The sequence below is a fragment of the Streptomyces djakartensis genome (assembly GCF_014651075.1).
GTDB lineage: Bacteria > Actinomycetota > Actinomycetes > Streptomycetales > Streptomycetaceae > Streptomyces > Streptomyces djakartensis.
The window spans coordinates 68,764-95,713 of sequence record NZ_BMWE01000022.1 but is presented as its reverse complement, the minus strand read 5'-3'; the positions used below and the strand labels follow the sequence as shown (position 1 = coordinate 95,713).

Here is a 26,950-nt window from a genome sequence, read left to right as displayed (position 1 = left end):
CATGGACACGCCTGACATCCGCGTCGAGAAGGGCCACGCCGAGCCCGAGGAGGTCGCCGCCATCACGGCGATCCTCCTGGCCCGTGCCGCCGCCCGTCCCACCGACCCGACCCCGACCCACCGAGGCCGCGCCAAGGCAGGCTGGCGCCGCCTGGAACGCGAGCCCGGCTTCCGCGCCCCGCACAGCTGGCGCTGAGCCCAGACCCAAAAAAGAAGGCCCCTATGAGGGGCCTTCTTTTTTGGGTCTGGGGGCGCGGGGAACTGCGCGACCAGCCACCCACCACCCGCACCCGGCAACGAGACAGCCCCTGGCAGCCCATTGGCCGCTCAGGGGCTGTTGTCCCACAGGTCGGAACTAGCGGAGCCGCGCCATCAGCGCATGCTCCACCAGCGTGATCAACGCCGACTTCGCATCGGCCCGATGCCGCGCGTCCGTCGTGATGATCGGAGTGTCCGGGCCGATCTGCAGCGCCTCGCGGACCTCGTCCGGCGTGTAGGGCTGCTGCCCGTCGAAGCCGTTGAGGGCGATGACGAACGGCAGGCCGCTGTTCTCGAAGTAGTCGACGGCCGGGAAGCAGTCGGCGAGCCGCCTCGTGTCGACCAGCACGATCGCGCCGATGGCGCCGCGCACCAGGTCGTCCCACATGAACCAGAAGCGGTCCTGGCCCGGCGTACCGAAGAGGTACAGGATCAGGTCCTGGTCCAGGGTGATACGGCCGAAGTCCATGGCGACCGTCGTGGTCGTCTTGTCTCCGGTGTGGGTGAGGTCGTCGATGCCGGCCGAAGCTGACGTCATGACGGCCTCGGTACGCAGCGGGTTGATCTCCGAGACGGCCCCGACGAACGTGGTCTTGCCCACGCCGAAGCCACCCGCCACCACGATCTTCGCTGAGGTGGTGGAGCGGGAAGGACCGCCGCTAGAGCTTGCGAAGTCCACTGAGCACCCTTTCGAGCAGTGTCACGTCTGGCTGGCCGCCGGCGTTCTCGTCGCCGCCGGGCTGATGGATGGCGACCAGTCCCGCCTCCGCCAAGTCGGCGACGAGGATCCTGGCCACGCCGAGAGGGATCGTGAGGAGCGCCGAGATCTCGGCGACCGACTTGATTTCCCGGCAGAGGTTGCAGATCCGCTGATGCTCGGGCAACTGACCCTGCATCTGATGCGGCTGCGCAGTGGTGTGCACCAGCGCCTCGATGGCGAGCTGGTATCGCGGGCGGGTCCGGCCACCGGTCATGGCATACGGACGCACCAACGGGTTGTTCGACGCCCCGGCGGGCGCGGGCTCGGGGTTGCGGCGCTGCGGCTGCACAGGCTGGATACGCGGGGCGTGCGGCTGGTCGTACGGCGACTGGCCGGGGCCCTGCGGGGTATACGGCTGCCGGTGGCTCGGCGCGGAGGGGAAGTTGTAACGGTTCGGGTTCTGACCACCGTCGCCCTGCCCCTGGGCAGGGTCGTACGACCAGTTACCCGACGAACCGCCTGGGGGTGTTGCCACTTTCTCCTCCTCCGACTGTGCCTGGCACCCATCGCTGTGGAGCCGCGTCCCGAAACCTTACGGCCACGGGACGCCAAAACGCACCGTCCGTCGATTAGTTGAGCAGGCTTCCCTGGAGCTCCGCACGAAGATCCGGGGTAAGGACCGTACCGGCTCGGTCCACCAGCAGGGCCATCTCGTATCCGATGAGGCCGATGTCCGCCTCCGGATGCGCGAGAACCGCGAGCGACGAGCCGTCGGAGATGGACATGATGAAGAGGAATCCCCGCTCCATCTCCACAACCGTCTGATTGACGCTCCCGCCCTCGAAGATCCGGGAGGCGCCTGCCGTCAGAGACGTCAGACCGGAGGCGACGGCCGCGAGCTGGTCGGCGCGGTCGCGGGGGAAGCCTTCGGACATCGCCAGAAGGAGTCCGTCGGCGGAGACCACCACCGTGTGGGACACCCCCGGGGTGTTGTCCACGAAGTTGGTGATCAACCAGTTCAGGTTCTGTGCCGCCTGGCTCATCGGGCTCACACTAACGCTCCTGGTTGTAGGTGCTGTCAGGACCGAAGCCCTGGCCGTTCGTTTCACTGCCTGCGCTGCGTCCGCGTTGGACACCCCGGCGCAGGTTGCTCAGCCTGCCCCGGACGTCCTCCGGGGCGCGGGAGACCTGTGGGCCTCCCTGTGGAGTGCTCTCGGCGGAACCCTCGATCAGATTGGCCTTGGGTACCCGCCTCGGCAGGCCGGAGGAGGTGACCCCGCCCGCCCTGGGCTTCCGGAGCTGCGAGGCCTGCTGCCAGCGCTCGTCGTTCGCCGAGCGCCAGCTGCTGTCGCCGTTGCCGTTGCCGTCAGGCGCGGCGGCCGGCGGCTGCTGGCTCACGTTCCGTGCGCCGCCCGTGCCGTTCGCACCGCCCGCGGTGGCTCCGCGGCGGGGAAGCCCGGCGTCGGTCAGCGAGGGTGCGGCGGAGTGGGCCGGTCCCGGACGGTCGAAGCCTACGCGGTCCTGCTCACCCGCGTCATCGGCCTGCGCAGATTCCGTTTCCGGGGCCTGAGAAGGGTACTTGCTCGGGTAGCCGTTCTGGTAGCCGTCCTGCTGCGGCCAGTCGTCCTGGTGGCGCCGCTGCTCGAAGGCGGGGAAGCTCTCCGTGGCGCCCGTACCGGGCGCCGAGGTCTCCTCCTGGGCCGGCTCCGCATAGGAGGGGTCCGGGTAGCCGCCGCCCGGCGAGAAGGCGTCGTTCTGCGGCAGGCCGCCGTTCGGCGCGTAGTACTGCTCGTCGTACGCGGGCCGCTGCGGCTCCTCGTACGCCGTCTGCCGCTGCTCCTCGTACGGCGCCTGCTGCTCCTCGTACGCCTGGCGGTCGTACGCGGCGGACTGCTCCGGGTAGCCGGTACGGCCGGTGCCGTAGGCCTGGCCGGCATCGTAGCCCTGCTGCTGGCCGTAGCCCTGCTGCCGGCTGAAGTCCTCGGGGTAGCCGGGCGCCTCGGGCTGCTCCTGGCCGTTCCCGCCGGGCAGAGCGGGCTGCTCGCCGTGCGTCTGGGCCTCCAGGGCCGCCCGGCGCTCCTCGCGCATCAGGGAGCGGCCGACGGGGTCCAGCTCGCGGATGTCGTCGGGGACCTCGGTGTAACGGCTGTCGTCGAAGCCGAGCTCCGCCGCCGTGCGCATCGGCTGGCTGAAGTTCTCGCCGCCGAAGTTCTGCTCCGGGATGATCTGCGAGACGGTGAACTCGTCACGGTCCACGTGCTGCTCGCCGCCACCACCGTGGGTGATCGCGTCCGGCAGCATGACCAGCGAGGTGGTACCGGCCTGTTCGCCCGAGGGACGCAGCTGGACGCGGATGCCGTGCCGGTCGGACAGCCGGCCGACCACGAACAGGCCCATGCGCTGCGAGATCGCGGCGTCCACGGTCGGCGGGTTGGCCAGCTTGTGGTTGATGTCCGCGAAGTCCTCGGCGGTGAGGCCGATGCCCTTGTCGTGGATCTCGATCATGACCCGGCCGTCGGGGAGACGGGTGGCGGTCACACGGACCTTGGTCTGCGGGGAGGAGAACGTCGTGGCGTTCTCCAGCAGCTCGGCCAGCAGGTGCACGAGGTCGGTCACGGCGCGGCCGTGGATCTCGGCCTCCGGCACGCCCGACAGCTCGATGCGCTCGTACTGCTCCACCTCCGAGGAGGCGGCGCGCAGCACGTCGACCAGCGGCACCGGCTGGTCCCAGCGGCGGCCGGGCTCCTCACCGGCGAGGACCAGGAGGTTCTCGCCGTTGCGGCGCATGCGGGTGGCGAGGTGGTCCAGCTTGAAGAGGTTCTCCAGCTGGTCCGGGTCGGCCTCGTTGTTCTCCAGGTCGGTGATCAGGGTCAGCTGGCCCTCGATCAGCGACTGGTTGCGGCGCGACAGGTTGGTGAAGATCGCGTTGATGTTGCCCCGCAGCAGGGCCTGCTCGGCGGCGAGCCGGACGGCCTCGCGGTGGACCTGGTCGAAGGCGCGGGCGACCTCGCCGATCTCGTCCGTGGTGGAGATCGGGATGGCCTGGACCCGGGTGTCGACGCGGCCGGGGTCGGTGCGGGAGAGCTGGTCGACCAGCATCGGCAGGCGCTGCTCGGCGATGCCGAAGGCGGCGTTGCGCAGCTGGCGCATCGAGCGGCTCATCTGGCGGGCAACCGCACCGGCCAGGATGAAGGCGAGGAGCAGGGCGACCACGACGGCGGCGCCGGTGATGTAGGCGTCCTGCTGGGCGCCGTCGGCGATGTCGGACGCTTCGCTCACGGCCTTGTCGGCCAGGTCCTGCTCGATCTTTTCGTACGCGTTGAACTTGAGCGTGTTGACCGCCCACCAGTTCTCCGCGGTGACGCCCTGCCCGGCGAGTGCGGCGCGGGCGCTCGGGTCCGTGCTCTGCAGCGTCGCGACGGCCGAGACCATCGTCTCAGGCTTGGACGGCGGGGCGACGTAGTCCGGGTTCTTGGCCTTGGCCTCCCGGGCCATCGCGGCGCCGTCGGCCCTGACCTTGGCCTTGGCCGCCTCCAGCTTGGCCGCGTCCTGCTCGGTGCCACCGCCGATGTACTCGCCGATGGCGATCCGCTCGAGGTAGGCGTACGAGGACAGGGCGATGCGCTGGCTGGCCAGGTTGCCGCCGTCGGGGCCCGGCTTGATCAGGATGTGCATGCCGATGGAGCGCTGCAGCGACAGGGCCGCCTTGGTGAGCTCCATGGCGTAGACGGTCCGGCCGTAGCTGGTGATGTTGCCGGTGCCGAGGCCGAGCTCGTTGGCGAACTCCGTCAGCGGGTGGGCTATCTCGACGTAGCCCTCCTCGGTCTCCACGCCCTTGAGCTTGGAGGTGTAGGCGGCCTGGCGCAGCGTCTGCAGCTGGGGCTCCACCTTGCGGAACAGGTCCAGCCGGCGCTCCAGGCCGGGCTTGCCCGGCATGTTCTGGGCCGCGGCGTCGAAGGCGTCCGCCGCCTGGTCGGTGGCCTTGCGGACCTGGGAGACGGTCGCCTTGTCCTGGGCGTTCTGGGCGCTGCCCTTCAGCAGGGGCGCCGCCGAGGCGTCACGTTCGTTGTAGAGGGCGTTGGCGTAGAGGAGGGAGGCCCGCACCAGGCGCGCGGTGTTCTCCGCGTCCTCGGCCTCCTGCCAGGTGTCGATCGAGCTCTTCACCTGGAAGCCGCCCATGACGAGGCCGACCAGCACGGGTATGAGCAGGATCGCGTTGAGCCTGGTCGCCACGCGCCAGTTGCGCGGGGAGAGACGGCCGCCGCTCTCGGCGGGCGCGGCCGTCGGCTCCGAACCGGGCACGGGGGCGGGCGCCGCTGTGCGCGGCGGCGGGGTGAAGTTGCCCCGGGCCGACGGCTCGGGACTGTTCTTGCTTCGCCTCACTCGACCAACAACCTCTCGGCGGTCGGCACCAACGTTGTGCCGCAGTGTCTCAGAGCCCAACACGCCATCGACTGACGGCTACGTCATTGACTATTGGGCAGTTCAGGCATTCCAGCACGACGACCTGCGCTCTTCCAAACAGTCCGGGGGGCGGATTCCGAGGGATGTAAGCCCCAGATAAAACGGTCATAAAGAGCGAGCCCCGCCAAAAGGCGGGGCGATTGTGCGCGCAGCGAGACCGGATGTGCGCGACGCGTGGCCGTACCACCCGATTCCTCTGCCGAAACGTTATGAACACCGTGGCCGACCGTGTCAAAGGACACAGCCGGCTCCGATGCATCTACGACAACTTCCGTATGCGGCTTCTGAATTGATGTGCTACCTCAGCCGTGCCATCAGAGCGTGCTCGACCAGCGTGATCAGCGCACTCTTCGCATCGGCCCGATGCCGGGCGTCCGTCGTGATGATCGGGGCGTCCGGGCCGATCTGCAGCGCCTCGCGGACCTCGTCCGGCGTGTAGGGCTGCTGCCCGTCGAAGCCGTTGAGGGCGATGACGAACGGCAGGCCGCTGTTCTCGAAGTAGTCGACGGCCGGGAAGCAGTCGGCCAGGCGGCGGGTGTCCACCAGGACCACCGCGCCGATGGCGCCGCGCACCAGGTCGTCCCACATGAACCAGAAGCGGTCCTGGCCCGGCGTACCGAAGAGGTACAGGATCAGGTCCTGGTCCAGGGTGATACGGCCGAAGTCCATGGCCACCGTGGTGGTGGTCTTGTCCCCGGTGTGCGTGAGGTCGTCGATGCCCGCGCTCGCGGAGGTCATCACGGCCTCCGTACGCAGCGGGTTGATCTCCGAGACGGCACCGACGAACGTGGTTTTGCCCACGCCGAAGCCGCCCGCCACCACGATTTTCGCGGACGTGGTGGAACGCCCCGCGTCAGAGCTTGCGAAGTCCACTGAGCACCCTTTCGAGCAGTGTCACGTCCGGTGCGCCGGTGGCGTCGTCGCCGCCCGGCTGGTGGATCGCGACGAGACCGGCCTCGGCGAGGTCCGCGACCAGGATCCGGGCCACCCCGAGCGGCATGTTGAGCAGGGCCGAGACCTCGGCCACCGACTTGACCTCACGGCACAGGTGGCAGATGCGCTGATGCTCCGGGAGCAGCGCCATGAGCGCGGCCGGGTCCGCGGTCGTGCTGATCAGCGCCTCGATGGCCAACTGGTAGCGCGGCCGCGTCCGGCCACCGGTCATGGCGTACGGCCGTACCAGTGGCTGGTCGCCCTCGTCCTCGTACGGCTCCGCGTACGGATCATGAGAGGCGTGGGGCGGGGTCATGGGTCCTCCGGGCGGGACAACAAGTCGGTCAGTCGAGCCGTCAGACGAGGCCTGTGTGGGGTGTGTGGCAGCCGGACGGTGATGTGGTGAGACAGGTGGTGCCGGGGCCGATCAGTGGAGCAGACTTCCTTGGAGTTCCGCTCGCAGGTCGGGGGTGAGGACCGCGCCCGCGCGGTCGACCAGAAGCGCCATCTCGTAGCCGACGAGGCCGATGTCGCACTCGGGGTGAGCGAGGACGGCGAGGGACGAGCCGTCCGAGACGGACATGAGGAAGAGGAAGCCCCGCTCCATCTCCACGACCGTCTGCGCGACGTCACCCCCCTCGAAGATCCGGGAGGCGCCTGCCGTCAGCGACGTCAGGCCCGAGGCGACGGCCGCGAGCTGGTCCGCGCGGTCGCGCGGAAAGCCCTCCGACATCGCCAGGAGGAGACCGTCGGCGGACACGACGACGGTGTGGGACACCCCGGGGGTGTTGTCCACGAAGTTGGTGATCAACCAGTTGAGGTTCTGTGCCGCCTGGCTCATCGGACTCAACTAACGCTCCTGCTGGTGAGAGGGCCGAGGGAAGCTGCCGGTCTGGGTGGACCCGGCCTGACGACCCTGTGCTATACCCCGCCGGAGATTGGTCAGCCGACCGCGCACGTCATCCGGGGCGCGCGAGATCTGCGGACCGCTCTGCTGCGGTTGCTGCTGAGCCGTGCCCGGGACGAGGTTCGCCCGGGGCACCCGGCGCGGCAGGCCTGAGGTGGTGACACCGCCCGCGGCGGGCTGACGGACGCGCTCGGCCTGCCGGACGAGGTCGTCGTTCGGCGAGCTGCGCCAGCCGGCGGGGGCGGACCGCTGCGGACCGGTGGGAGCCTGCGGCTGCTGCGGGGCCGCAGCCGAGCCGTTGTTCCGCGGCGGCTGCTGCTCCTGCTCCTGCTGTTCCTGCTGGCCGCCGTGGAACCAGTTGGTCTCCAGCGTGTCGTACAGCGGGGTGCGCCCGTCGCCCGGACCGGACGCCGGCGGCAGGGCCTCGGGCTCCTGCCGGGCCGGGCGCGCCTTCGGGGCGGGCTGACGCGGGGCTGCGAAGTCGGCACCGCCCCGGGCGCCGTTGACCTGCCCTCGCTCGTACTGGCCGGTGCCCGCCGGGTCGGCCGGCGTGGCCGGACCCGGGAGAGTGGGCCGGCCGGGACCGTTGTTCTGGCGAGGCGCGGGGTACTGCCCCGAGCCGTTGCCGTAGGACTGCGGGGCCGGGAACTGGCCGGTGGAGTCGACGTCCTGCCGGTGCGAACCGTACTGACCCGCCGGGTCGTTGTCCTGGCGGGATGCCGGGTACTGATCGGCTGAGCCGTTGTCGTAGGGCTGCGGAGCCGGGGTGCCGAAGACGTCGGGCCGCACGAACTGGCCCGGATCCTGCGCTCCGCCCTGGGCGTAGGGGTCCTGGTGCTGGGGGCCGCCGAAGTCGGCCGGAGAGCCGGGGCCCTGCCGGTCGTCGAACCGCGGCATGGCCGAGGTACGGGAGGTGTCCGCCTCCTCGTGGCCGCGCGGAGCGTCCACGGAGGAACGCGGCACCGGCGGCTGGGCGTTGTCGTCGCTCCAGTTCGTCCCACCCGGCTGCGCGTCACCGCCGGGCAGCTCGGCCCGGGCACCGCCATGCGGCGGCAGCTGCGGCCGACGGCCCTGACCCTGCTCGGCGTTGCCGCCCGGGCGCTGCGTACCCCGGCCACCGCCGAAGGCGTCCTGGCCCTGCGGCCCGTGCGTACCGGCGGCCTGCAGGCCCTGCGGGGCACCGGGAGCCTGTCCGTAACCGGCACCGGCGCCCGCGGGGGACGGGCGGCCCTGCGGGGGAGCGGAGGGAGCTCCCTGGTCGAACAGCGACGGTGACTTCTCGGGGCCCTGCTGCCCACGCGCTCCGCCCGGCGCACCGGGACGGCCACCGTCCCCGTCCCGCCCGGGCAGCGCGGCCCGCGCACCCTGACCGGCACCGAGCCGGCCTCCGCCGGACGCGCCACCGCCGAAGGCACCGCCACCGGACGGACCGGCACCGAGGGCGCCGGCGCCCTGGCCGTCACCAGCCGCACGCCGGGCCGCCGCCGCAGCGGCGGCGGCCTGCGCCTCGGCCGGACCGCCACCGCCGACCGGCGGCTGGCCGGGCTGCTTGGGCTGGGGCTTCTTGCCGCCCTGGGCGACGTCGACGGGCAGCATGACCAGCGCGGTCGTACCACCGGAGTCGGACGGGCGGAGCTGGATGCGGATGCCGTGGCGCTGCGAAAGGCGGCCGACCACGAACAGACCCATGCGGCGGGAGACGGAGACGTCCACCGTCGGGGGAGAGGCGAGACGCTCGTTGATCGCCGCGAGGTCCTCCGGCGACAGACCGATACCGGTGTCGTGGATCTCGATCAGCACCCGGCCGTCGGGCAGGGCGTGACCGGTGACCTTGACCTTGGTCTGCGGCGAGGAGAACGAGGTCGCGTTCTCCAGCAGCTCGGCGAGCAGGTGCACGAGGTCGTTGACCACGCGGCCGGCGACCTCGGTGGTCGGCACGGAGGCCAGCTCGATGCGCTCGTACTGCTCCACCTCGGACGCGGCGGCGCGGAGCACGTCGACCAGCGGAACCGGTCGGGTCCACCGGCGGCCGGGCTCCTCGCCCGCGAGGACGAGGAGGTTCTCACCGTTACGGCGCATACGCGTCGCGAGGTGGTCGAGCTTGAACAGCGACGACAGCTGGTCCGGGTCGGCCTCGCGGGACTCCAGTTCGGAGATGAGCGACAGCTGACGCTGGATGAGGCCCTGGGAGCGACGCGAGAGGTTGGTGAACATCGCGTTGACGTTGCCCCGCAGCAGGGCCTGCTCGGCGGCCAGACGGACCGCCTCACGGTGCACGTCGTCGAAGGCCGCGGCCACCTTGCCGATCTCGTCCCGGGAGTGCACACCGACCGACTCCACGGACGTGTCGACGTCCTGCGGGTCGGACTCGGACAGCTGCTTGACCAGCTCGGGCAGACGGTCGGAGGCGACCTTCGTCGCGGTCTCCTCCAGGCGGCGCAGCGAGCGGATCATGGAGCGGGCCACGACGAAGGCGCCGACCAGCGACACACCGAGCACGAGCAGGATCAGCGCACCGGAGATGATCGCGTCGCGCTCGGTGGCGCTGCGCAGCTCGCGGGCCTTCTGCTCCATCTCCTCGAGGAGCGTGTGCTCGATGTTCTTCATCTGCTGGATCTTGGTGGAGCTGTCGTCCAGCCAGTCGCGGTAGGAGCGCTTGTCCTGCTGGGCCAGACCGCTCGCGGAGACCAGGGCGCGGCCCGCGTAGGTGTCGGTCGCCTTGATCGTGGAGTTGCCGCCGTCCTCGATCGGCTTCAGCAGCTCGGCGGCGGCGTCCTCGCCGTAGATGCTCTTGAAGCTGCGGATCTCGGACTTCTGGCTCTCCAGCGCCGACTCGGCGTAGAGCCGGTCGTTCGGCGAGAGCTTGCCGGTCGTGGTGTTGCTGGCGGGCAGCGCCGAGGCGAGCGCCGCACGCTGGATCGAGGAGTACTCCTTGGCGGAGGAGAACGCCGCCAGCGCACGCGTGCGCTGGATCATGTCCGGGTTGCTGGTCGCCTCCGCCATGTCCTGGGAGAGGTCGATCAGGTTCTCGATCAGACGGTGGTACGCCTCGACGGTCTGCGTGGAGTTGCCCTCGGAGGCGTAGGCGGCCTTGCGGATCTGCGCCAGGTCTCCCAGCTCGCCGGCGAGCTGGATGAGGTACTCCCGGACACCCCTGAGGTTGCCGTCCTTGCTGGCGCTGTCGATCTCCTCGGAGCTGTCGAGGAAGTTCTTCATCGCCCGGTCGGTCTTCTCCCTCAGACCCTTGACCGTGAAGTCGGTCGCCTTGCCGCCGTGCGCGAGCGGGCCGGCCGACTGGTCGCGCTCCTCCTGGAGGGCGGCGGACAGCTCGGTGGCCTGCTTCGTCATGTCCGTCAGCAGCTTCATGTTGTCGAGCTGCTGGATGTCGTCCATGGACGAGTTGATGCGCAGCGCGCCCAGCGAGGTGGCCGCGACCACCGGCAGGGCGAGCAGCGAGACCAGGCGGGTGGAGATCCGCCAGTTGCGCAGGGCTATTCGCGATCCAGGTCCGGAAGGGCCGGCCGGCGGCTTCAGAGCCGGGGCCGGGCTCGCGGGTGCCGGCGTGCCGGGGCGCCCGGGGCGCTCACCGCCGTCACCGGCCTGGCCCGGGTTCTGGGCGTGCTGGGGCGTGGGGCCGCCATTCATGGGGCCAGTCCCGCCCTGCGGCTCCGGCTCCGCCGAAGCGCTGCCATCCCTCTTGAAACGTCCCTGCACTAGCGTCGCAACCTCTGGACCAGGCGCCCCGTCGGATGAACGGCGGGACACGGTGTCGGCGTTCTGGGGACGCCCTGAGTACGCCCCCGTGGTGGTCTTGAGTGACCGGCGCTGGCTCCCCCTTCTGGCCGCCACTCGGCGCGTCTGTGCGCCCCCTGTGCGCCGGCTCGATCCTGCGGCGGTCCGTGGCATTCCAGCACAGCACAGGATCTCCAACAAGGCTCGTAGACCTGGCCGTGACATAGGTGACACCGCGTGAGGGTCGGATCACCGGACGTAGAAAGCCGGTTACTCATTTCGGGCACATACCCGCGAGTCGCAGGTCTGTGACGGGTGTCCCAGTCGCCATGATCAGGAGCGGAATGGGAGCTTCAGTCCGGCAATGTCTGTTTCGTTGGGTTGCGACGCGAGTCCGGATTGACCGATTCGCCCACTGATCCGTGAGGAAACTCACATGCCGATGATGCTCTCCTCGCGATTGCGCCGGGAATCCCGTGCTTAGCCTGACGCTTTACAGAGTTGGCAAAACCGACAACCCGCGCCCGTCCGGGGGCCCGTGTGCCCTCCCGGCGCCCGTCACAGAACAGGGTTACGTAAACAGTGAAGACGACGACGATGTTCCACAAGATCGCCAACCCGCGACGCACGACGCTGGCGCACCTGGACGACGCCGACGAACTGCGGACGCCGGAGCAGCCGGAGCACTCCGTCGAACTTCCCACCCAGACCGCAAACCCCAGGCGCACCGTCCTCATGGAGATCCCTGTCGCGGCCGCCGCAGCCGCGGAGTGACATCAGTCATTACGCGCGCCGGCCGCCGGATGCTCAGGCGGCAGGAGATGAAGATCGAGGGGCGCACCCGGCGACCGGGGGCGCCCCTTCACAATGCGCGCGGCGCCAAGACCTCCCCGCGTTAGCCTGGAGCGTCAGACTCCAGCCGCTTCAGTCAAGGGGCCAAGCAACCCGTGCGCATCGCCAGATTCTCCATCGACGGGAACGTCGCCTTCGGCGCGATCGAGGGCGAGAAGCAGGACGAGCTCGTCCTGGACATCATCAAGGGCATCCCGTTCGCGGACTTCGAGCTCTCCGGCACGAAGGTGCCGGTCGGCAAGGTCAGGCTGCTGCCGCCGGTGCTTCCCAACAAGGTGGTGGCCTTCGGCCGCAACTACGCCGACCACGCGAAGGAACTGGGCAACGAGGTCCCCGAGGCACCCTTCGCCTTCTTCAAGCCGTCCACCTCGGTGATCGGCCCCGGCGACGAGATCCGGTACCCCTCCTTCTCCGAGGAGGTGCACCACGAGGCCGAGCTGGCCGTGGTCATCGGCCGGATGTGCCGCGAGGTACCGCGTGAACGCGTCAAGGACGTCATCTTCGGCTACACCTGCGCCAACGACATCACCGCCCGCGACGTCCAGAGGCGCGAGAAGCAGTGGGCGCGGGCCAAGGGCTTCGACACCTCCTGCCCGCTCGGCCCCTGGGTGGAGACCGACCTGGACCCGGCCGACCTCACCATCCAGCTCACGGTCAACGGCCAGCAGCGTCAGCTCGGCCGCACCAGCGAGATGATCCACTCCGTCGAGGACCTGATCGTCAACATCTCCGAGGCCATGACGCTGCTCCCCGGCGACGTGATCCTCACGGGCACCCCGGCTGGGGTCGGCCCCCTCAACGTCGGCGACGAGGTCGCCGTCACCATCGAAGGCATCGGCACTCTCACCAACAAGGTTGTCAAGCGTGGCTAGCGCACCCGGCTCCCCCGTACGCGTCCGTTTCTGTCCGTCGCCCACCGGAAACCCCCACGTGGGCCTGGTGCGCACCGCCCTGTTCAACTGGGCGTTCGCCAAGCACCACCAGGGAACCCTGGTCTTCCGCATCGAGGACACCGACGCGGCCCGCGACTCCGAGGAGTCGTACACCCAGCTGCTCGACTCCATGCGCTGGCTGGGCTTCGACTGGGACGAGGGCCCCGAGGTCGGCGGCCCGCACGCGCCGTACCGCCAGTCGCAGCGCATGGACCTCTACAAGGACGTCGCGCGGAAGCTGCTCGACGGCGGCTACGCCTACCGCTGCTACTGCTCCCAGGAGGAGCTGGACACCCGCCGCGAGGCCGCCCGCGCCGCCGGCAAGCCCTCCGGCTACGACGGCCACTGCCGCGAGCTGAGCGCCGAGCAGGTCGAGGAGTACAAGGCCCAGGGCCGCGAGCCCATCGTCCGCTTCCGAATGCCCGACGAGACGATCACCTTCACCGACCTGGTCCGCGGCGAGCTGACCTTCACCCCGGAGAACGTCCCGGACTTCGGGATCGTCCGCGCCAACGGCGCTCCGCTGTACACGCTGGTCAACCCGGTCGACGACGCCCTGATGGAGATCACCCACGTCCTGCGCGGCGAGGACCTGCTCTCCTCCACCCCCCGCCAGATCGCCCTGTACAAGGCGCTGATCGAGCTGGGCATCGCCAAGGAGATCCCGTCCTTCGGCCACCTGCCCTACGTGATGGGCGAGGGCAACAAGAAGCTCTCCAAGCGCGACCCGCAGTCCTCCCTCAACCTCTACCGGGAGCGCGGTTTCCTCCCCGAGGGCCTGCTCAACTACCTCTCCCTGCTCGGCTGGTCGCTCTCGGCCGACCAGGACGTCTTCGGGATCGACGAGATGATCGCGGCGTTCGACATCTCCGACGTCAACCCCAACCCGGCCCGCTTCGACCTCAAGAAGTGCGAGGCCATCAACGGCGACCACATCCGCCTGCTGGACGTGAAGGACTTCACGGAGCGCTGCCGCCCGTGGCTCCAGCCCCCGTTCGCCCCCTGGGCCCCGGAGGCCTTCGACGAGGCGAAGTGGCAGGCCATCGCCCCGCACGCGCAGACCCGCCTCAAGGTCCTCTCGGAGATCACCGACAACGTCGACTTCCTGTTCCTGCCGGAGCCGGTCGAGGACGAGGCGAGCTGGACGAAGGCCATGAAGGAGGGCTCGGACGCCCTCCTGCGCACGGCCCGCGAGAAGCTGGAGGCGGCCGACTGGACCTCCGCCGAGTCGCTCAAGGAGGCCGTCCTGGCCGCCGGCGAGGCCCACGGCCTCAAGCTCGGCAAGGCCCAGGCCCCCGTCCGGGTCGCCGTCACCGGCCGCACGGTCGGCCTGCCGCTCTTCGAGTCCCTGGAGGTCCTGGGCAAGGAGACGACCCTGGCCCGGATCGACGCGGCGCTGGCGAAGCTGGCCGCGTAACGCGAGAGCACTGATCACGAGGGCGGCGTCCGGTCCGGGCGCCGCCCTCGCCGTGTCCGCCCGGCCGTCACCCGGACATCATCGTTCCGGCCAACCCGGCTCCTCGAACGGGACATTGCCCCCTGTGCCGTCGGCGCGATGACCCTGGGCCGGGCGCGCGGCGGTGGGTACGGTCGGACCATGAGCATCCAAGCCGTGGTCTGGGACGTCGACGACACCCTCTTCGACTACTCCACCGCCGACCGCCTCGGCATGCGCGCCCACCTCACGGCGGAGGGGCTGCTCGACGACCACGGCACCGTCGAGCAGGCCATCGCCCGCTGGCGGGAGATCACCGACCTGCAATGGGCGCGCTTCGCGGCCGGGGAGGCCACCTTCGAGGCACAGCGCCGCGACCGCGTACGGGCGTTCGTGGGCCAGGAGCTGACCGACGCGGAGGCCGACGCGTGGTTCGCGCGGTACCGCGCCCACTACGAGGCGGTCTGGGCCCTGTTCCCGGACGTCCTGCCCGTCCTGGACGCCCTCGCCGCCAGTCACCGGCACGCCGTGCTCTCCAACTCCAGCCTTCACGTCCAGGACCACAAACTGCGCGTCCTCGGCGTCCACCACCGCTTCGAGGCCATCCTGTGCGCGGCAGAGCTCGGCGTCTCCAAGCCGGAGGCCGGCGCCTTCCACGCCGTCTGCGAAGCCCTCCGCCTCGCTCCGCACCAGGTCGCGTACGTCGGCGATCACCCGGAGATCGACGGGCGCGGGGCCGCGGACGCGGGGTTGCTGTCCGTCTGGATCGACCGCGCGGGCGCGTACGCCACGATCGATCCGCCCACCGGGCCGCACCGCATCGCGTCCCTCGCCGAACTGCCGTCTCTGCTCGGCGCGGATAGTCGTTTTGGAGCCCCGTCCACCTTCAGGTAATGTTCTTCCTGCGCCGAGGGGCGGGCCGGAAGGCAGAAAACCCCAGGCGCACAACTAGAACAAGATCCCCCGCAGGGGCTTGCGTTCCAGTGGCCTATGGTGTAATTGGCAGCACGACTGATTCTGGTTCAGTTAGTCTTGGTTCGAGTCCAGGTAGGCCAGCTCGCAGAGCTTATCTGCATGCCCCCGTTGTGTAGCGGCCTAGCACGCCGCCCTCTCAAGGCGGTAGCGCCGGTTCGAATCCGGTCGGGGGTACTGGTTCCGGATGATCGGCGATTGAGATCATCTCGGGACTGCTAGGGCCCCCGTTGTGTAGCGGCCTAGCACGCCGCCCTCTCAAGGCGGTAGCGCCGGTTCGAATCCGGTCGGGGGTACTGACTGGTCTAAACCACATTGGTCTATGGTGTAATTGGCAGCACGACTGATTCTGGTTCAGTTAGTCTTGGTTCGAGTCCAGGTAGACCAGCTCGGACCTGCGGAAACGCAGTGTCCACGCCCCCGTTGTGTAGCGGCCTAGCACGCCGCCCTCTCAAGGCGGTAGCGCCGGTTCGAATCCGGTCGGGGGTACACATCCAAGAGGTCCTCCACTTCCGTGGAGGACCTCTTGCGTACGTACTCTCTTGGGGGCGCGGGGAACTGCGCGACCAGCCCCGACGAGCCGGCACTCGACACGCGACCGCACACTGCCATGGCGCCTGGTCGGGGAAAGCCTGCCGCGGCGTCGAGGCCGGCCTCCCCCGAAACGCTCAGCCGGTGCGCCGAAGAGCCTCGGAGAGACGCCCCGCCGCATCGATCACAGCCTGTGCGTGCATCCTGCCCGGATGCCGCGTGAGGCGCTCGATGGGGCCGGACACGGACACGGCGGCGACCACACGGTTCGACGGCCCCCGCACCGGAGCCGAGACGGACGCGACACCCGGCTCGCGCTCGCCGATCGACTGGGCCCAGCCCCGGCGCCGCACGCCCGACAGCGCCGTCGCTGTGAAGCGCGCCCCCTGCAGGCCGCGGTGCAGCCGCTCCGGCTCCTCCCAGGCCAGCAGGATCTGCGCCGAGGAACCGGCCTTCATCGTGAGGGTCGAGCCGACCGGAACCGTGTCCCGGAGTCCGGACAGGCGCTCCGCCGCCGCGACGCAGATGCGCATGTCGCCCTGCCTGCGGTAGAGCTGCGCGCTCTCACCCGTGATGTCACGCAGGTGCGTGAGCACCGGGCCGGCGGTGGCCAGGAGACGGTCCTCACCCGCGGCCGCGGCCAGTTCCGCGAGGCGGGGGCCGAGAATGAAACGGCCCTGCATGTCGCGCGCCACCATGCGGTGGTGCTCCAGCGCCACGGCCAGGCGGTGGGCCGTGGGTCGTGCCAGTCCGGTGGCGCCGACCAATCCCGCGAGGGTGGCCGGACCGGACTCCAGAGCGCTCAGAACGAGGGCCGCCTTGTCCAGAACGCCGACGCCGCTACTGTTGTCCATGAAACGATACTCGCGTCTCACTCTGTGAAACGCAAGTTCAATTTCTCGTGGAACCCGCCACTCTGGAAGACACGAAGTCACAACGGCCCGTGACGTACGGGTCTGGCGGCGGATGCCCGGAATCCAGGGGCGTGGGGCCCGCCTCCTCAAGATCTCTAGTTGGGCCGGCGGATCGTCGTCGGCCGGAGGGAACAGCGATGGGTAGGACACTCGCGGAGAAAGTCTGGGACGACCATGTCGTCCGGCGCGTGGAAGGCGAGCCCGACCTTCTCTTCATCGATCTGCACCTGCTGCACGAGGTGACCAGCCCGCAGGCCTTCGACGGCCTCCGCAAGAGCGGCCGCAAGGTCCGGCGCCTCGATCTCACCATCGCCACCGAGGACCACAACACCCCCACCCTTGACATCGACAAGCCCATCGCCGACCCGGTCTCCCGGGTGCAGCTGGAGACGCTGCGCAAGAACGCCGCCGACTTCGGCGTGCGCCTGCACCCGCTGGGCGACGTCGAGCAGGGCGTCGTGCACGTGGTCGGCCCGCAGCTGGGTCTCACCCAGCCGGGCACCACCGTCGTCTGCGGCGACTCGCACACCTCCACGCACGGTGCCTTCGGCGCGCTGGCGTTCGGCATCGGCACCTCCCAGGTGGAGCACGTGCTGGCCACCCAGACGCTGCCGATGTCCCGCCCGAAGACCATGGCGATCACGGTCGACGGCGAACTGCCCGAGGGCGTCACCGCCAAGGACCTGATCCTCGCGATCATCGCGAGGATCGGCACCGGCGGAGGACAGGGCTACGTCCTGGAGTACCGCGGCGAGGCCATCGAGAAGCTCTCGATGGAGGCCCGCATGACCATCTGCAACATGTCGATCGAGGCCGGTGCCCGCGCGGGCATGATCGCCCCGGACGAGACCACGTTCGCGTACCTCAAGGGCCGCCCGCACGCCCCCGAGGGCGCGGACTGGGACGCCGCCGTCGAGTACTGGAAGACGCTGCGGACGGACGAGGACGCCGAGTTCGACGCCGAGGTCGTCATCGACGCCGCCGAACTGTCGCCGTTCGTCACCTGGGGCACCAACCCCGGCCAGGGCGCACCGCTTTCGGCGTCCGTCCCCGACCCCGCTTCGTACGAAGACGCATCGGAGCGCTACGCCGCCGAAAAGGCCCTGGAGTACATGGGGTTGGAGGCCGGGCAGCCGCTGCGGTCCATCAAGGTGGACACCGTCTTCGTAGGCTCCTGCACCAACGGCCGTATCGAGGACCTGCGCGCCGCCGCGGAACTGCTGCAGGGCCGCAAAGTCGCCGACGGCGTACGGATGCTGGTCGTCCCGGGTTCCGCGCGGGTCGGTCTGCAGGCCGTCTCCGAGGGGCTGGACGTCGTCTTCAAGGAGGCGGGCGCCGAGTGGCGGCACGCGGGCTGCTCGATGTGTCTGGGCATGAACCCCGACCAGCTGGCCCCGGGTGAGCGCTCCGCGTCCACCTCCAACCGCAACTTCGAGGGCCGGCAGGGCAAGGGCGGCCGTACGCACCTGGTGTCGCCGCAGGTCGCGGCCGCTACCGCCGTCCTCGGCCACCTGGCCTCCCCGGCCGACCTGTCCGCCGCCGACACCCCTGCGCCCGCTGGAGTCTGAGAACCATGGAAGCCTTCACCACCCACACCGGCCGGGCCGTCCCGCTGCGCCGCAGCAACGTCGACACCGACCAGATCATCCCCGCCCACTGGCTCAAGAAGGTCACGCGCGACGGCTTCGAGGACGGGCTGTTCGAGGCCTGGCGCAAGGACGCGTCGTTCGTGCTCAACCAGCCCGAGCGGCAGGGCGCGACCGTCCTGGTGGCCGGTCCCGACTTCGGCACCGGATCCTCCCGCGAACACGCCGTCTGGGCGCTGCAGAACTACGGCTTCAAGGCCGTGATCTCCTCCCGCTTCGCCGACATCTTCCGCGGCAACTCGCTCAAGAACGGCCTGCTCACGGTCGTCCTGGAGCAGAAGACCGTGGACGCGCTGTGGGAGCTCACCGAGAAGGACCCGCAGGCCGAGATCACCGTCGACCTGGTCGCCCGGGAGGTCCGCGCCGAGGGCATCACCGCCTCCTTCGAGCTGGACGAGAACTCCCGCTGGCGGCTGCTGAACGGCCTCGACGACATCTCGATCACCCTCCAGAACGAGGAGGACATCGCCGCGTACGAGGCGAAGCGCCCCGCGTTCAAGCCGCGGACGCTCCAGCTCTGACCCGGAGCACGGCCCGCCGTCCCTGACAAGGCGACTTTCGGCCACCGCAACACCCCCTCCGTACCCCCGATCAGCCCGATCGGGGGTACGGCCGTGTCTGCACCCGAACGGCCCCGCGGAGGCGGAGGGGCGGGGTCAACTTCCCACGTTAAGCAGGTGGTTGCCGGGGTATGCGAGATGTACAACCGCGACGTCCAGGTGGGCCCGGAAGGCCGTCGGGTGCGACAGTTGTCCCCTGCGCAGGCGACAACTCGCCCCAGATGGCACAATCTGTGCATGGAACACGACGGCCAACTCGAGCTCTATGCGGCGGTCGCGGACCAACTCAAGGAAGCGCACTCCAGGGTGCGCGCACTGCAAGTCCCGGAGGGCGTACGGATGGCGCTGACCCGGAAGCTGCTGGTCATTACGGCCGCGGCCAAGCACGATCTCGCCGACGCGGCAAGGCGACTGGAGCGGTTCACCGCGGACCTCGACGAGGGACGTCTCCCCGACGAGTAACGCCGAACCGGACGGCACCGCTGAGTTCGTTGCGGCACAAGGGTGAGAAGCCCGTTTCGTGTTTGATTTGCGGTATATATCTGCCTAACGTGCGAAAAAGCTTGAACACTTTCGTTCTGGCGATGTCTCCGAAGGGGAAGACGTGAACAAGGCGCAGCTCGTAGAAGCGATTGCCGACAAGATGGGCGGCCGCCAGCAGGCCGCCGACGCTGTCGACCATGTGCTGGACGCCATCGTCCGCGCGGTCGTCGCAGGTGAGAGGGTCTCCGTCACCGGCTTCGGTTCCTTCGAGAAGGTCGACCGTCCGGCGCGTTACGCCCGTAACCCGCAGACGGGCGAGCGCGTTCGGGTCAAGAAGACCTCCGTTCCGCGATTCCGCGCGGGTCAGGGCTTCAAGGACCTGGTCAGCGGCTCGAAGAAGCTGCCGCGTGGTGGTGAGGTCTCCGTCAAGAAGGCGCCGAAGGGCAGCCTGACCGGCGGAGCCGGCGCGACGGTCAAGAAGGCCGCCGCGAAGAAGGCGACCGCCAAGAAGGCCGCCGCCGCCAAGAAGACCGCCGCCAAGAAGGCCCCGGCGAAGAAGGCGACCACGAAGACGGCGGCCGCGAAGAAGACCACGGCGAAGAAGGCGCCCGCGAAGAAGACCACGGCGACCGCCAAGACCGCCGCCGCGAAGAAGACCACGGCCAAGAAGGCCCCGGCGAAGAAGGCGACCGCGACGAAGGCACCCGCCAAGAAGTCGACGGCGCGCAAGACCACCGCGAAGAAGACCACCGCCCGCAAGAAGTAGGGGTGCTGGCGTACTCCCGCGCCGGGCCGGACTCCCGTACGGAGTCCGGCCCGCGGTGTGTTCAGGGAGTGGTCAGAGGGTCTGCAGGGTCACCAGAGTGATCCGGGGGGCGTCTTCGGGGCCCTCCACCTCGATCCGCACCCGCTGCCCCGGGCGCAGCAGTCTCAGGCCCCCCGCGTCGAACGCGGCCGCGTCGAAGGGCACCGGGGTGCCGTCGTCCAGGAGCACCTGTCCGCTGCGGCTCTCGGGGTCGTACGTGTACGCGGTCGCCTGCATGGCCGCAGCCTACTGCCCGGGTATCAGCAACCGCGCGGCGGCCGCGGCCGTATGGGGGCCGACCCCCAGGGCCAGCGCGCCGCGCAGGTCGTCGCCGGTGTCCACGTCGTGGCGCACCGAGTCCACGGCGGCGAGGGACAGTTCCACGGCCCCGGAAGCACGGTGCAGGGACCGCGAATCGGCACCGAACGCCGGGCGCAATTCCCGGCCCGGAGCGGCGGTCAGCAGAGTCGTGCCGATTGCCGCCGCGTCCGCGAGGAAAGCGCGCGGGAATTCCACGGCGGCGTCGAGCACCCGCGACAATTCCGCCGGGCGCAGCGCCGGAAGATCGGCGTTCAGGGCCGCCACCGGGCTCTCGGGCCGGGCGGACCGGACGACCCCCGTCGCGTGTGCGAGGGCGGCGTTGAGGCCGTCACCCGGCTCGTCGGGGATGATCGCGGCGCCCAGCGCGGCCAGCTCCCGCCCCGCCCGGGCGTCGTCCGTGACGACTGCCACATCCCGCACCGCCGGACAGGCCAGTGCCGCCGCTACCGTGTCCTGGGCGAAGGCGAGCGCCAGGTCCGGCCGCAGCCCGTCGTCCGCGGTGTCCGCGAGCCTGCTCTTGGCCCGGGCCAGGGGCTTCAGGGGTACGACCAAGGTCCATTGCACAGATGTTCCGTCCCTCTCTTGTCGCGGCCATTGTCACCCGGGGCCTCGGGCGGGCGGCGTGCCGGGGCGTACGGTGTTCTCGACAGACCGGCGGCCTGGGGCGACACTTGTGCGGCCCCCCGGCGGCCCCCGCTACAGGCCCTAGAGGAAGGTGTCCGCGTGCCCCGCCGCAGAATCGGCTTCTGGTACCGCTTCGCCGCGGTGATCTGCAAACCGCCGCTGGTGGTTCTGCTCAGGCGGGACTGGCGCGGAATCGAGAACATTCCGGCCGAGGGTGGATTTATCACCGCGGTGAACCATAATTCGCACATCGACCCCTTCGCTTACGCGCACTTTCAGTACAACACCGGGCGCGTCCCGCGATTCCTCGCGAAGAGCGGGCTTTTCAAGAAGGGATTCGTCGGCGCCGCGATGCGGGGCACCGGGCAGATTCCCGTCTACCGCGAGAGCACGGACGCGCTGAGCGCCTTCCGGGCCGCGATCGACGCCGTGAACCGCGGTGAATGCGTCGCCTTCTATCCCGAGGGCACCCTCACCCGCGACCCCGACGGCTGGCCCATGACCGGCAAGACCGGGGCCGCCCGCGTCGCCCTGCAGACCAAGTGCCCGGTCATCCCCGTCGCCCAGTGGGGCTGCAACGAGCTGCTGCCGCCGTACGCGAAGAAGCCGCAGCTGCTGCCGCGCAAGACACACCGCGTGCTCGCCGGTCCGCCGGTCGACCTCACGCGGTTCTACGACCGGGAGATGACCGCGGAGCTCCTGAAGGAGGCCACCGAGGTCATCATGGCCGCCATCACCCGCCAGCTGGAGGAGATCCGCGGCGAGAAGGCGCCCGAGACGCCGTACGACCCGCGCCGGGAGCGGATCGAACAGCGGCGCCGCACCCAGGCGCAGACGCATAGGAATTCCGGGCAGACCGTGCAGGAAGAGGGGCTGGGCAAGTGAGCAAGCCGGTCAAGGCGGCGGTGCTGAGCGCCGGTTCGTGGGGCACGGCCTTCGGCATGGTGCTCGCCGACGCGGGGTGCGAGGTCACCCTGTGGGGGCGCCGCCCGGAACTGGTGGAGGCGATCAACTCCACCCGGACCAATCCCGACTACTTCCCGGGCGTCGAGCTCCCGGAGAGCGTGCGGGCCACCACGGACCCCGCACAGGCCGCCGCGGACGCCGACTTCACGGTCCTGTCGGTCCCCTCGCAGACCCTGCGCGGCAACCTCGCCGAGTGGGCGCCGCTGCTCGCGCCCGGCACGGTCCTGGTGTCACTGATGAAGGGCGTCGAACTCGGCTCCGCGATGCGGATGAGCGAGGTCATCGACGACGTCGCCAAGGTCGGCCAGGACCGGATCGCCGTCGTCACCGGGCCCAACCTGGCCCGTGAGATCGCCGCGCGGATGCCGGCCGCGGCCGTGGTCGCCTGCACCGACGAGGCCGTCGCCCAGCGGCTCCAGGCCGCCTGCCACACGCCGTACTTCCGCCCTTACACCAACACCGACGTCGTCGGCTGCGAACTCGGCGGGGCGGTCAAGAACGTCATCGGGCTGGCCGTCGGCATCGCGGACGGCATGGGCCTCGGCGACAACGCCAAGGGGTCCCTGATCACGCGCGGTCTCGCCGAGACCACGCGGCTCGGCATGGCGCTCGGCGCCGATCCGCTGACCTTCTCGGGACTGGCGGGCCTCGGCGACCTGGTGGCCACCTGCTCCTCGCCGCTGTCCCGCAACCACACCTTCGGCACCAACCTCGGCAAGGGCATGACCCTCCAGGAGACCATCGCCGTCACCAAGCAGACCGCCGAGGGCGTCAAGTCCTGCGAGTCGGTGCTGGATCTGGCCCATCGGTACGGCGTCGACATGCCCATCACGGAGACGGTCGTCGGCATCGTGCACGAGGGCAAGCCCCCGGTGGTCGCCCTCAAGGAGCTGATGTCGCGCAGCGCGAAGCCCGAGCGACGCTGAGCGACGCGAGGCGGCGGGCGCTGTCTCCGGGCCTTACCAACGGGTACTCTCAAGCCGATATGAGCACCGAGAACCTCCCCCAGAGCCCCGAGCAGCCGCCTCGCAAGCCGCGTGTGGCCGTCGTGTTCGGCGGGCGCAGCTCCGAACACGGGATCTCCGTGGTCACCGCGGGCGCCGTCCTGAAGGCCATCGACCGGACGAAGTACGACGTCCTGCCGATCGGCATCACCCAGGACGGCCGTTGGGCGCTCACGGCGGACGAACCGGAGCGCATGGCGATCGTCGACCGGCGCCCGCCGAGCGTCGACGCCCTCGCCGAGTCCGCCGAGGGCGGAGTGATCCTCCCGGTCGATCCCGCCAACCGCGAAGTCGTCTACAGCGAGCCGGGATCGGTGCCCAAGGCGCTCGGCGAGGTCGACGTGGTCTTCCCGGTGCTGCACGGCCCGTACGGCGAGGACGGCACCCTCCAGGGCCTGCTGGAGCTCTCCGGCGTCCCGTACGTGGGGTCGGGTGTGCTCGCCTCGGCCGTGGGCCAGGACAAGGAGTACATGAAGCTGGTGTTCACCTCCTTCGGGCTGAAGGTGGGCCCGTACCTGGTGATCCGGCCGCGCGAGTGGGAGCAGGACGAGTCCGCCGCCCGCAAGAAGATCGTCGACTTCGCCGGCGAGCACGGCTGGCCGCTGTTCGTGAAGCCCGCGCGCGCCGGTTCGTCCATCGGCATCACCAAGGTCGACGGCCTCTCCGGCCTGGACGAGGCGATCGCCGAGGCCCAGCGCCACGACCCCAAGATCCTCGTCGAGGCGGCCCTGCGCGGCCGCGAGATCGAGTGCGGCGTCCTGGAGTTCGAGGAGGGCCCGCGTGCCTCGGTCCCGGCCGAGATCCCGCCGCCGGACGCCCACGCGTACTACGACTTCGAGGCCAAGTACATCGACTCCACGCCCGGCATCGTCCCGGCGCCGCTGACGCCGGAGGAGACCGCCGAGGTGCGGCGCCTGGCGGTCGACGCCTTCGAGGCGGCGTCCTGCGAGGGCCTGGTCCGCGCCGACTTCTTCCTCACCGAGGACGGCGAGTTCGTGATCAACGAGATCAACACGATGCCCGGCTTCACGCCCATCTCGATGTATCCGCAGATGTGGCAGGCGACCGGGGTGAGCTACCCGGAGCTCATCGACCGGCTGGTCCGGGCGGCGCTGCGCCGTTCAACGGGCCTTCGCTGACAGCGGCCCCCGGTCATCAGGCGATCCCTTCGGGGATCGCCTTCTTCACGGCGGCGGCCAGATCGATCAGCACCCCGGAGCTGTCCACGCCCTGCGGCACCCCGACCTCCACATACGCCTCACGGTTGGCCGTGGTGAACCGGTACGCCCCGTCCGCCTGCTTCTCCATCAGCCAGTCCACCCCGTTCACGCCCCCGGCGACCGCGTCCGGGTCATGCCCGTCCGCCACCTTCGGATCGACCATCTTCGGCGGCTGCGGCACACCGCAGCGCAGTATGATCGCCGGGCTGCCCCAGCCCGCCGTCAGCGCCGACTCGGGCTCGGGATCCGCACGGCGCTCACCGTCCACCTTCGCGGGCAGTACCTTGTCCAGGCTCCGGCACAGTTCCGTGACCTTCGCGTCCGGGCTGGGAACCGTCGCCGAGGCACTGCCGTCTGCCGCGGAGCAGCCCGCGACTGTGATCAACAGCGCGACAGCGGGCAGGCGGAGGACTGCACGGAAGACAGAGCGGTGCCGGTGACGGAAAGAGTTCACCGGCACAGGGTAGACGGGGGCTAGAGATGGACGACCGGGCAGGTCAGGGTGCGGGTGATGCCGTCCACCTGCTGGACCTTGGCGACCACCATGCGACCGAGGTCGTCGACGGTGTCGGCCTGCGCCCGGACGATCACGTCGTACGGTCCTGTGACGTCCTCGGCCTGAATGACCCCAGGGATCTTGCTGATCGTCTCGGCGACGGTCGACGCCTTGCCGACCTCCGTCTGGATCAGGATGTACGCCTGTACCACGGAACCTCCAGGGCGGCCACGAGGATCATGTGGGGAAAAGGAACGCCACGGTATCGCGTCGTCGGCCGCCGCGGGGAGACCTGCGGGAGCCGGGTCTTGCGCGCCGGGGTGCAGGTCCGGCAGAACTTGACGGTCACTTCGACCGTAACGAGGACCGAGAGGCCTCGCGACCGGGCACGGACAGGGACAGAAGGGGAGAAAGGGCAATGAAGGGCACTGTTGGTGAGCTCGGTGAGTTCGGGCTCATCAGGGAGCTCACCTCCCGTCTGACCACCACCCCGGCGGTCCGGGTGGGCCCCGGCGACGACGCCGCCGTGGTGGCCGCGCCCGACCGCAGGGTCGTGGCCAGTACGGACATCCTGGTGGAGGGCCGGCACTTCCGGCGGGACTGGTCGACGGCCTACGACGTGGGCCGCAAGGCCGCCGCGCAGAACCTCGCGGACATCGCCGCCATGGGGGCCGTACCGACCGCGCTGCTGCTCGGTCTGGTCGTCCCGGCCGAGTTGCCGGTGACGTGGCCGAGCGAGCTGATGGACGGACTGCGCGACGAGTGCCAGGTGGCGGGCGCCGCCGTGGTCGGCGGTGACGTCGTACGCGGCGACTCCATCATGGTGTCGATCACCGCGCTCGGCGACCTGCGGGGCCAGGAGCCGGTGACGCGGGCGGGCGCCCGGCCCGGCGACCTCGTCGCGGTGACCGGCTGGCTGGGCTGGTCGGCGGCCGGGTACGCGGTGCTGTCCCGCGGCTTCCGTTCGCCGCGGGCCTTCGTGGAGGCCCACCGGAGGCCCGAGCCGCCGTATCACGCGGGCCCGGCCGCGGCCGGGCTCGGGGCGACCGCGATGTGCGACGTGAGCGACGGGCTGATCGCCGACCTGGGGCACATCGCCGAGGCCAGCAAGGTGCGGATCGACGTCCGTTCCGGGGCGATCGACATCCCGACCCAGATGAACGACATCGGGCAGGCCGTGGGCGTCGACCCGATGCAGTGGGTACTGACCGGGGGAGAGGACCACGCGATCGTCGCGACCTTCCCGCCGGACGTGAAGCTGCCCGCCCGCTGGAAGGTCATCGGCGAGGTCCTCAACCCCTCGGCGCTGCCCCAGGTGACCGTCGACGGGGCGCCGTGGACCAGGAAGGGCGGCTGGGACCACTTCGGAGACATGGAGCCATGATTCCCAACGTCCTCACGGTGGCCGGCTCGGACTCCGGCGGCGGCGCCGGGATCCAGGCCGATCTGAAGACGATGCTCGCGCTCGGCGTGCACGGCATGAGCGTCCTCACGGCCGTGACCGCGCAGAACTCCCTGGGCGTGCAGGGAGCTTGGGAGCTGCCGGTTCAGGCGGTGCGGGCCCAGTACCGCAGTGTCGTCGACGACATCGGCGTCCAGGCGGTCAAGACCGGGATGCTCGCCACGGCCGAACTCGTGGAGACGGTGGCCGAGTTGATCGCGGGGACGGACGCTCCAGCGGTCGTCGACCCGGTGGGCGTCTCCAAGCACGGCGACTCCCTGCTCGCCGCCTCCGCGCTGGACTGCGTCCGTACGAAGCTGCTGCCGGTGGCGACGGTCGCCACCCCGAACCTCGACGAGGTGGCCCAGCTGACCGGGGTGCGGGTCGAGTCGGAGAAGGACTTGCGGCGGGCCGCGGCGGCCGTGCTCGGTTACGGGCCGCGGTGGGCGCTGATCAAGGGCGGCCACCTGCCCGGGGACGCCGTGGATCTGCTCACCGACGGCTCCGAGGAGCACTGGCTGCGGGCGCCCCGCCACGACAACCGGCACACGCACGGCACCGGCTGCACCCTTGCCTCCGCGATCGCCGCACAGCTCGCGAAGGGGCAGTCGGTGCCGGAGGCGGTGGCGGCGGCGAAGGAGTACGTCACCGGGGCCGTCGCGGCAGGGTTCGCGCTCGGCGGGGGGATCGGGCCGGTGGATCACGGCTGGCGGTTCCGGGTCGGTTCGTGAACCCGAAGCGGTGGGCACGGCAA

General features: G+C 70.2%; 27 protein-coding genes and 5 tRNA genes. 19 read left to right on the top strand and 13 right to left on the bottom strand.

Translation table 11 applies throughout. From position 1 onward, the window contains the following. Position 1 precedes the first annotated feature (1 nt). Positions 2–196 carry an acyl-CoA carboxylase subunit epsilon gene (locus IE212_RS29320; protein ID WP_190200977.1) on the top strand — a complete coding sequence of 65 codons (195 nt, stop codon included), beginning with the start codon at positions 2–4 and terminating at the stop codon, positions 194–196. A 159-nt stretch (positions 197–355) separates the two neighbouring features. Here IE212_RS29320 and IE212_RS29315 read toward each other — a convergent pair whose 3' ends face one another. The 8 genes from IE212_RS29315 to IE212_RS29280 all read right to left on the bottom strand — a co-directional run bounded on the left by IE212_RS29315 (position 356) and on the right by IE212_RS29280 (position 10,976). Continuing rightward, positions 356–937: a GTP-binding protein gene (locus tag IE212_RS29315; protein ID WP_014675207.1), complete on the bottom strand. Its 582-nt coding sequence runs from the start codon at positions 935–937 to the stop codon at positions 356–358. After that, complete coding sequence (locus IE212_RS29310; protein WP_190200976.1) at positions 918–1,493, bottom strand: DUF742 domain-containing protein; 576 nt, start codon at positions 1,491–1,493, stop codon at positions 918–920. The genes IE212_RS29315 and IE212_RS29310 overlap by 20 nt, the downstream gene beginning before the upstream one ends. A 94-nt stretch (positions 1,494–1,587) precedes the next feature. Further along, positions 1,588–2,001, bottom strand: coding sequence for a roadblock/LC7 domain-containing protein (locus tag IE212_RS29305; RefSeq protein WP_004983065.1), 414 nt, complete (start codon positions 1,999–2,001; stop codon positions 1,588–1,590). A gap of 10 nt (positions 2,002–2,011) precedes the next feature. Continuing rightward, on the bottom strand, positions 2,012–5,341 hold the full coding sequence (locus tag IE212_RS29300; RefSeq protein WP_190200975.1) for a nitrate- and nitrite sensing domain-containing protein: 3,330 nt from the start codon (positions 5,339–5,341) through the stop codon (positions 2,012–2,014). Positions 5,342–5,719: 378 nt separating this feature from the next. Continuing rightward, positions 5,720–6,295 carry a GTP-binding protein gene (locus tag IE212_RS29295; protein WP_003993187.1) on the bottom strand — a complete coding sequence of 192 codons (576 nt, stop codon included), beginning with the start codon at positions 6,293–6,295 and terminating at the stop codon, positions 5,720–5,722. Beyond that, the gene (locus IE212_RS29290; RefSeq protein WP_190200974.1) at positions 6,276–6,671 is read right to left on the bottom strand and encodes a DUF742 domain-containing protein; all 396 of its coding nucleotides are present in this window, start codon (positions 6,669–6,671) and stop codon (positions 6,276–6,278) included. Before IE212_RS29290 ends, IE212_RS29295 begins: the two co-directional genes overlap by 20 nt. Positions 6,672–6,782: 111 nt before the next feature. After that, positions 6,783–7,196, bottom strand: coding sequence for a roadblock/LC7 domain-containing protein (locus IE212_RS29285; RefSeq protein ID WP_005479910.1), 414 nt, complete (start codon positions 7,194–7,196; stop codon positions 6,783–6,785). 9 nt (positions 7,197–7,205) lie between these two features. Beyond that, positions 7,206–10,976 carry a sensor histidine kinase gene (locus IE212_RS29280; RefSeq protein WP_190200973.1) on the bottom strand — a complete coding sequence of 1,257 codons (3,771 nt, stop codon included), beginning with the start codon at positions 10,974–10,976 and terminating at the stop codon, positions 7,206–7,208. Positions 10,977–11,576: 600 nt separating this feature from the next. Here IE212_RS29280 and IE212_RS29275 point away from each other — a divergent pair. From IE212_RS29275 to IE212_RS29235, 9 genes are all read left to right on the top strand, one after another. Continuing rightward, entirely contained in the window at positions 11,577–11,768 is a 192-nt protein-coding gene (locus IE212_RS29275; protein ID WP_190200996.1) for a hypothetical protein, read from the top strand. A gap of 173 nt (positions 11,769–11,941) precedes the next feature. After that, complete coding sequence (locus tag IE212_RS29270) at positions 11,942–12,718, top strand: fumarylacetoacetate hydrolase family protein (RefSeq protein WP_190200972.1); 777 nt, start codon at positions 11,942–11,944, stop codon at positions 12,716–12,718. Beyond that, positions 12,711–14,195, top strand: a complete 1,485-nt coding sequence (gene gltX, locus IE212_RS29265) for a glutamate--tRNA ligase (protein ID WP_190200971.1) — start codon at positions 12,711–12,713, stop codon at positions 14,193–14,195. The genes IE212_RS29270 and gltX overlap by 8 nt, the downstream gene beginning before the upstream one ends. A 180-nt stretch (positions 14,196–14,375) precedes the next feature. Then, positions 14,376–15,107, top strand: coding sequence for an HAD family hydrolase (locus tag IE212_RS29260; RefSeq protein WP_190200970.1), 732 nt, complete (start codon positions 14,376–14,378; stop codon positions 15,105–15,107). A 90-nt stretch (positions 15,108–15,197) separates the two neighbouring features. After that, positions 15,198–15,269: transfer RNA gene (locus IE212_RS29255), tRNA-Gln, on the top strand. Between the two features lie 20 nt (positions 15,270–15,289). Next, positions 15,290–15,362: transfer RNA gene (locus IE212_RS29250), tRNA-Glu, on the top strand. Positions 15,363–15,408: 46 nt separating this feature from the next. Then, a tRNA-Glu gene (locus IE212_RS29245) sits at positions 15,409–15,481 on the top strand. Between the two features lie 20 nt (positions 15,482–15,501). Beyond that, a tRNA-Gln gene (locus IE212_RS29240) sits at positions 15,502–15,573 on the top strand. A 28-nt stretch (positions 15,574–15,601) separates the two neighbouring features. After that, positions 15,602–15,674: transfer RNA gene (locus IE212_RS29235), tRNA-Glu, on the top strand. Positions 15,675–15,853: 179 nt separating this feature from the next. Here IE212_RS29235 and ndgR read toward each other — a convergent pair. Continuing rightward, a complete protein-coding gene (gene ndgR / locus IE212_RS29230; RefSeq protein ID WP_184988622.1) occupies positions 15,854–16,570 on the bottom strand; it encodes an IclR family transcriptional regulator NdgR in 717 nt (238 codons plus the stop codon). Between the two features lie 197 nt (positions 16,571–16,767). Between ndgR and leuC the strand changes: the two genes are divergently transcribed. The 4 genes from leuC (at position 16,768) to IE212_RS29210 (ending at position 20,085) form a co-directional block, all read left to right on the top strand. Beyond that, positions 16,768–18,198, top strand: coding sequence for a 3-isopropylmalate dehydratase large subunit (leuC, locus tag IE212_RS29225; protein ID WP_190200969.1), 1,431 nt, complete (start codon positions 16,768–16,770; stop codon positions 18,196–18,198). A gap of 5 nt (positions 18,199–18,203) precedes the next feature. Next, positions 18,204–18,797 (top strand): 3-isopropylmalate dehydratase small subunit, encoded by a 594-nt coding sequence (gene leuD / locus IE212_RS29220; RefSeq protein ID WP_190200968.1) that lies wholly within the window; start codon positions 18,204–18,206, stop codon positions 18,795–18,797. 276 nt (positions 18,798–19,073) lie between these two features. Further along, entirely contained in the window at positions 19,074–19,298 is a 225-nt protein-coding gene (locus IE212_RS29215) for an SCO5555 family protein (RefSeq protein ID WP_030231772.1), read from the top strand. Between the two features lie 142 nt (positions 19,299–19,440). Further along, complete coding sequence (locus IE212_RS29210) at positions 19,441–20,085, top strand: HU family DNA-binding protein (protein WP_190200967.1); 645 nt, start codon at positions 19,441–19,443, stop codon at positions 20,083–20,085. Between the two features lie 72 nt (positions 20,086–20,157). On the opposite strand, the gene IE212_RS29205 is transcribed toward IE212_RS29210, so the two are convergent. Both IE212_RS29205 and cofC read right to left on the bottom strand, forming a co-directional pair. Further along, the gene (locus tag IE212_RS29205; protein WP_190200966.1) at positions 20,158–20,361 is read right to left on the bottom strand and encodes a hypothetical protein; all 204 of its coding nucleotides are present in this window, start codon (positions 20,359–20,361) and stop codon (positions 20,158–20,160) included. 9 nt (positions 20,362–20,370) lie between these two features. Further along, complete coding sequence (gene cofC / locus IE212_RS29200) at positions 20,371–21,009, bottom strand: 2-phospho-L-lactate guanylyltransferase (protein WP_190200965.1); 639 nt, start codon at positions 21,007–21,009, stop codon at positions 20,371–20,373. 159 nt (positions 21,010–21,168) lie between these two features. On the opposite strand from cofC, the gene IE212_RS29195 reads away from it, so the two are divergent. Genes IE212_RS29195 through IE212_RS29185 form a run of 3 tightly spaced genes read left to right on the top strand, consistent with a single transcriptional unit; the run spans position 21,169 to position 24,178 of the window. Further along, positions 21,169–21,954, top strand: a complete 786-nt coding sequence (locus IE212_RS29195; protein ID WP_190200964.1) for a lysophospholipid acyltransferase family protein — start codon at positions 21,169–21,171, stop codon at positions 21,952–21,954. After that, on the top strand, positions 21,951–22,961 hold the full coding sequence (locus tag IE212_RS29190) for an NAD(P)H-dependent glycerol-3-phosphate dehydrogenase (RefSeq protein ID WP_190200963.1): 1,011 nt from the start codon (positions 21,951–21,953) through the stop codon (positions 22,959–22,961). Before IE212_RS29195 ends, IE212_RS29190 begins: the two co-directional genes overlap by 4 nt. Before the next feature lie 59 nt (positions 22,962–23,020). After that, positions 23,021–24,178, top strand: a complete 1,158-nt coding sequence (locus tag IE212_RS29185; RefSeq protein WP_190200962.1) for a D-alanine--D-alanine ligase family protein — start codon at positions 23,021–23,023, stop codon at positions 24,176–24,178. 16 nt (positions 24,179–24,194) lie between these two features. On the opposite strand, the gene IE212_RS29180 is transcribed toward IE212_RS29185, so the two are convergent. Further along, positions 24,195–24,713: a DUF3515 domain-containing protein gene (locus tag IE212_RS29180; RefSeq protein ID WP_190200961.1), complete on the bottom strand. Its 519-nt coding sequence runs from the start codon at positions 24,711–24,713 to the stop codon at positions 24,195–24,197. Positions 24,714–24,733: 20 nt separating this feature from the next. Continuing rightward, complete coding sequence (locus IE212_RS29175) at positions 24,734–24,967, bottom strand: Lrp/AsnC family transcriptional regulator (RefSeq protein WP_003997603.1); 234 nt, start codon at positions 24,965–24,967, stop codon at positions 24,734–24,736. Between the two features lie 206 nt (positions 24,968–25,173). On the opposite strand from IE212_RS29175, the gene IE212_RS29170 reads away from it, so the two are divergent. Together IE212_RS29170 and thiD are read left to right on the top strand one after the other, a co-directional pair. Next, a complete protein-coding gene (locus IE212_RS29170) occupies positions 25,174–26,139 on the top strand; it encodes a thiamine-phosphate kinase (protein WP_190200960.1) in 966 nt (321 codons plus the stop codon). Then, complete coding sequence (gene thiD, locus IE212_RS29165) at positions 26,136–26,927, top strand: bifunctional hydroxymethylpyrimidine kinase/phosphomethylpyrimidine kinase (protein ID WP_190200959.1); 792 nt, start codon at positions 26,136–26,138, stop codon at positions 26,925–26,927. Before IE212_RS29170 ends, thiD begins: the two co-directional genes overlap by 4 nt. The last annotated feature ends 23 nt before the right edge of the window (positions 26,928–26,950 follow it).

Coding starts and splice junctions, on each gene's coding strand:
- IE212_RS29305 (WP_004983065.1), bottom strand. CDS start 2,001: ATGAGCCAGGCGGCACAGAACCTGAACTGGTTGATCACCAACTTCGTG.
- IE212_RS29285 (WP_005479910.1), bottom strand. CDS start 7,196: ATGAGCCAGGCGGCACAGAACCTCAACTGGTTGATCACCAACTTCGTG.
- IE212_RS29170 (WP_190200960.1), top strand. CDS start 25,174: ATGAAGGGCACTGTTGGTGAGCTCGGTGAGTTCGGGCTCATCAGGGAG.
- IE212_RS29215 (WP_030231772.1), top strand. CDS start 19,074: ATGGAACACGACGGCCAACTCGAGCTCTATGCGGCGGTCGCGGACCAA.
- leuD (WP_190200968.1), top strand. CDS start 18,204: ATGGAAGCCTTCACCACCCACACCGGCCGGGCCGTCCCGCTGCGCCGC.
- thiD (WP_190200959.1), top strand. CDS start 26,136: ATGATTCCCAACGTCCTCACGGTGGCCGGCTCGGACTCCGGCGGCGGC.
- ndgR (WP_184988622.1), bottom strand. CDS start 16,570: ATGGACAACAGTAGCGGCGTCGGCGTTCTGGACAAGGCGGCCCTCGTT.
- IE212_RS29320 (WP_190200977.1), top strand. CDS start 2: ATGGACACGCCTGACATCCGCGTCGAGAAGGGCCACGCCGAGCCCGAG.
- IE212_RS29185 (WP_190200962.1), top strand. CDS start 23,021: ATGAGCACCGAGAACCTCCCCCAGAGCCCCGAGCAGCCGCCTCGCAAG.
- IE212_RS29260 (WP_190200970.1), top strand. CDS start 14,376: ATGAGCATCCAAGCCGTGGTCTGGGACGTCGACGACACCCTCTTCGAC.
- IE212_RS29290 (WP_190200974.1), bottom strand. CDS start 6,671: ATGACCCCGCCCCACGCCTCTCATGATCCGTACGCGGAGCCGTACGAG.
- leuC (WP_190200969.1), top strand. CDS start 16,768: ATGGGTAGGACACTCGCGGAGAAAGTCTGGGACGACCATGTCGTCCGG.
- IE212_RS29205 (WP_190200966.1), bottom strand. CDS start 20,361: ATGCAGGCGACCGCGTACACGTACGACCCCGAGAGCCGCAGCGGACAG.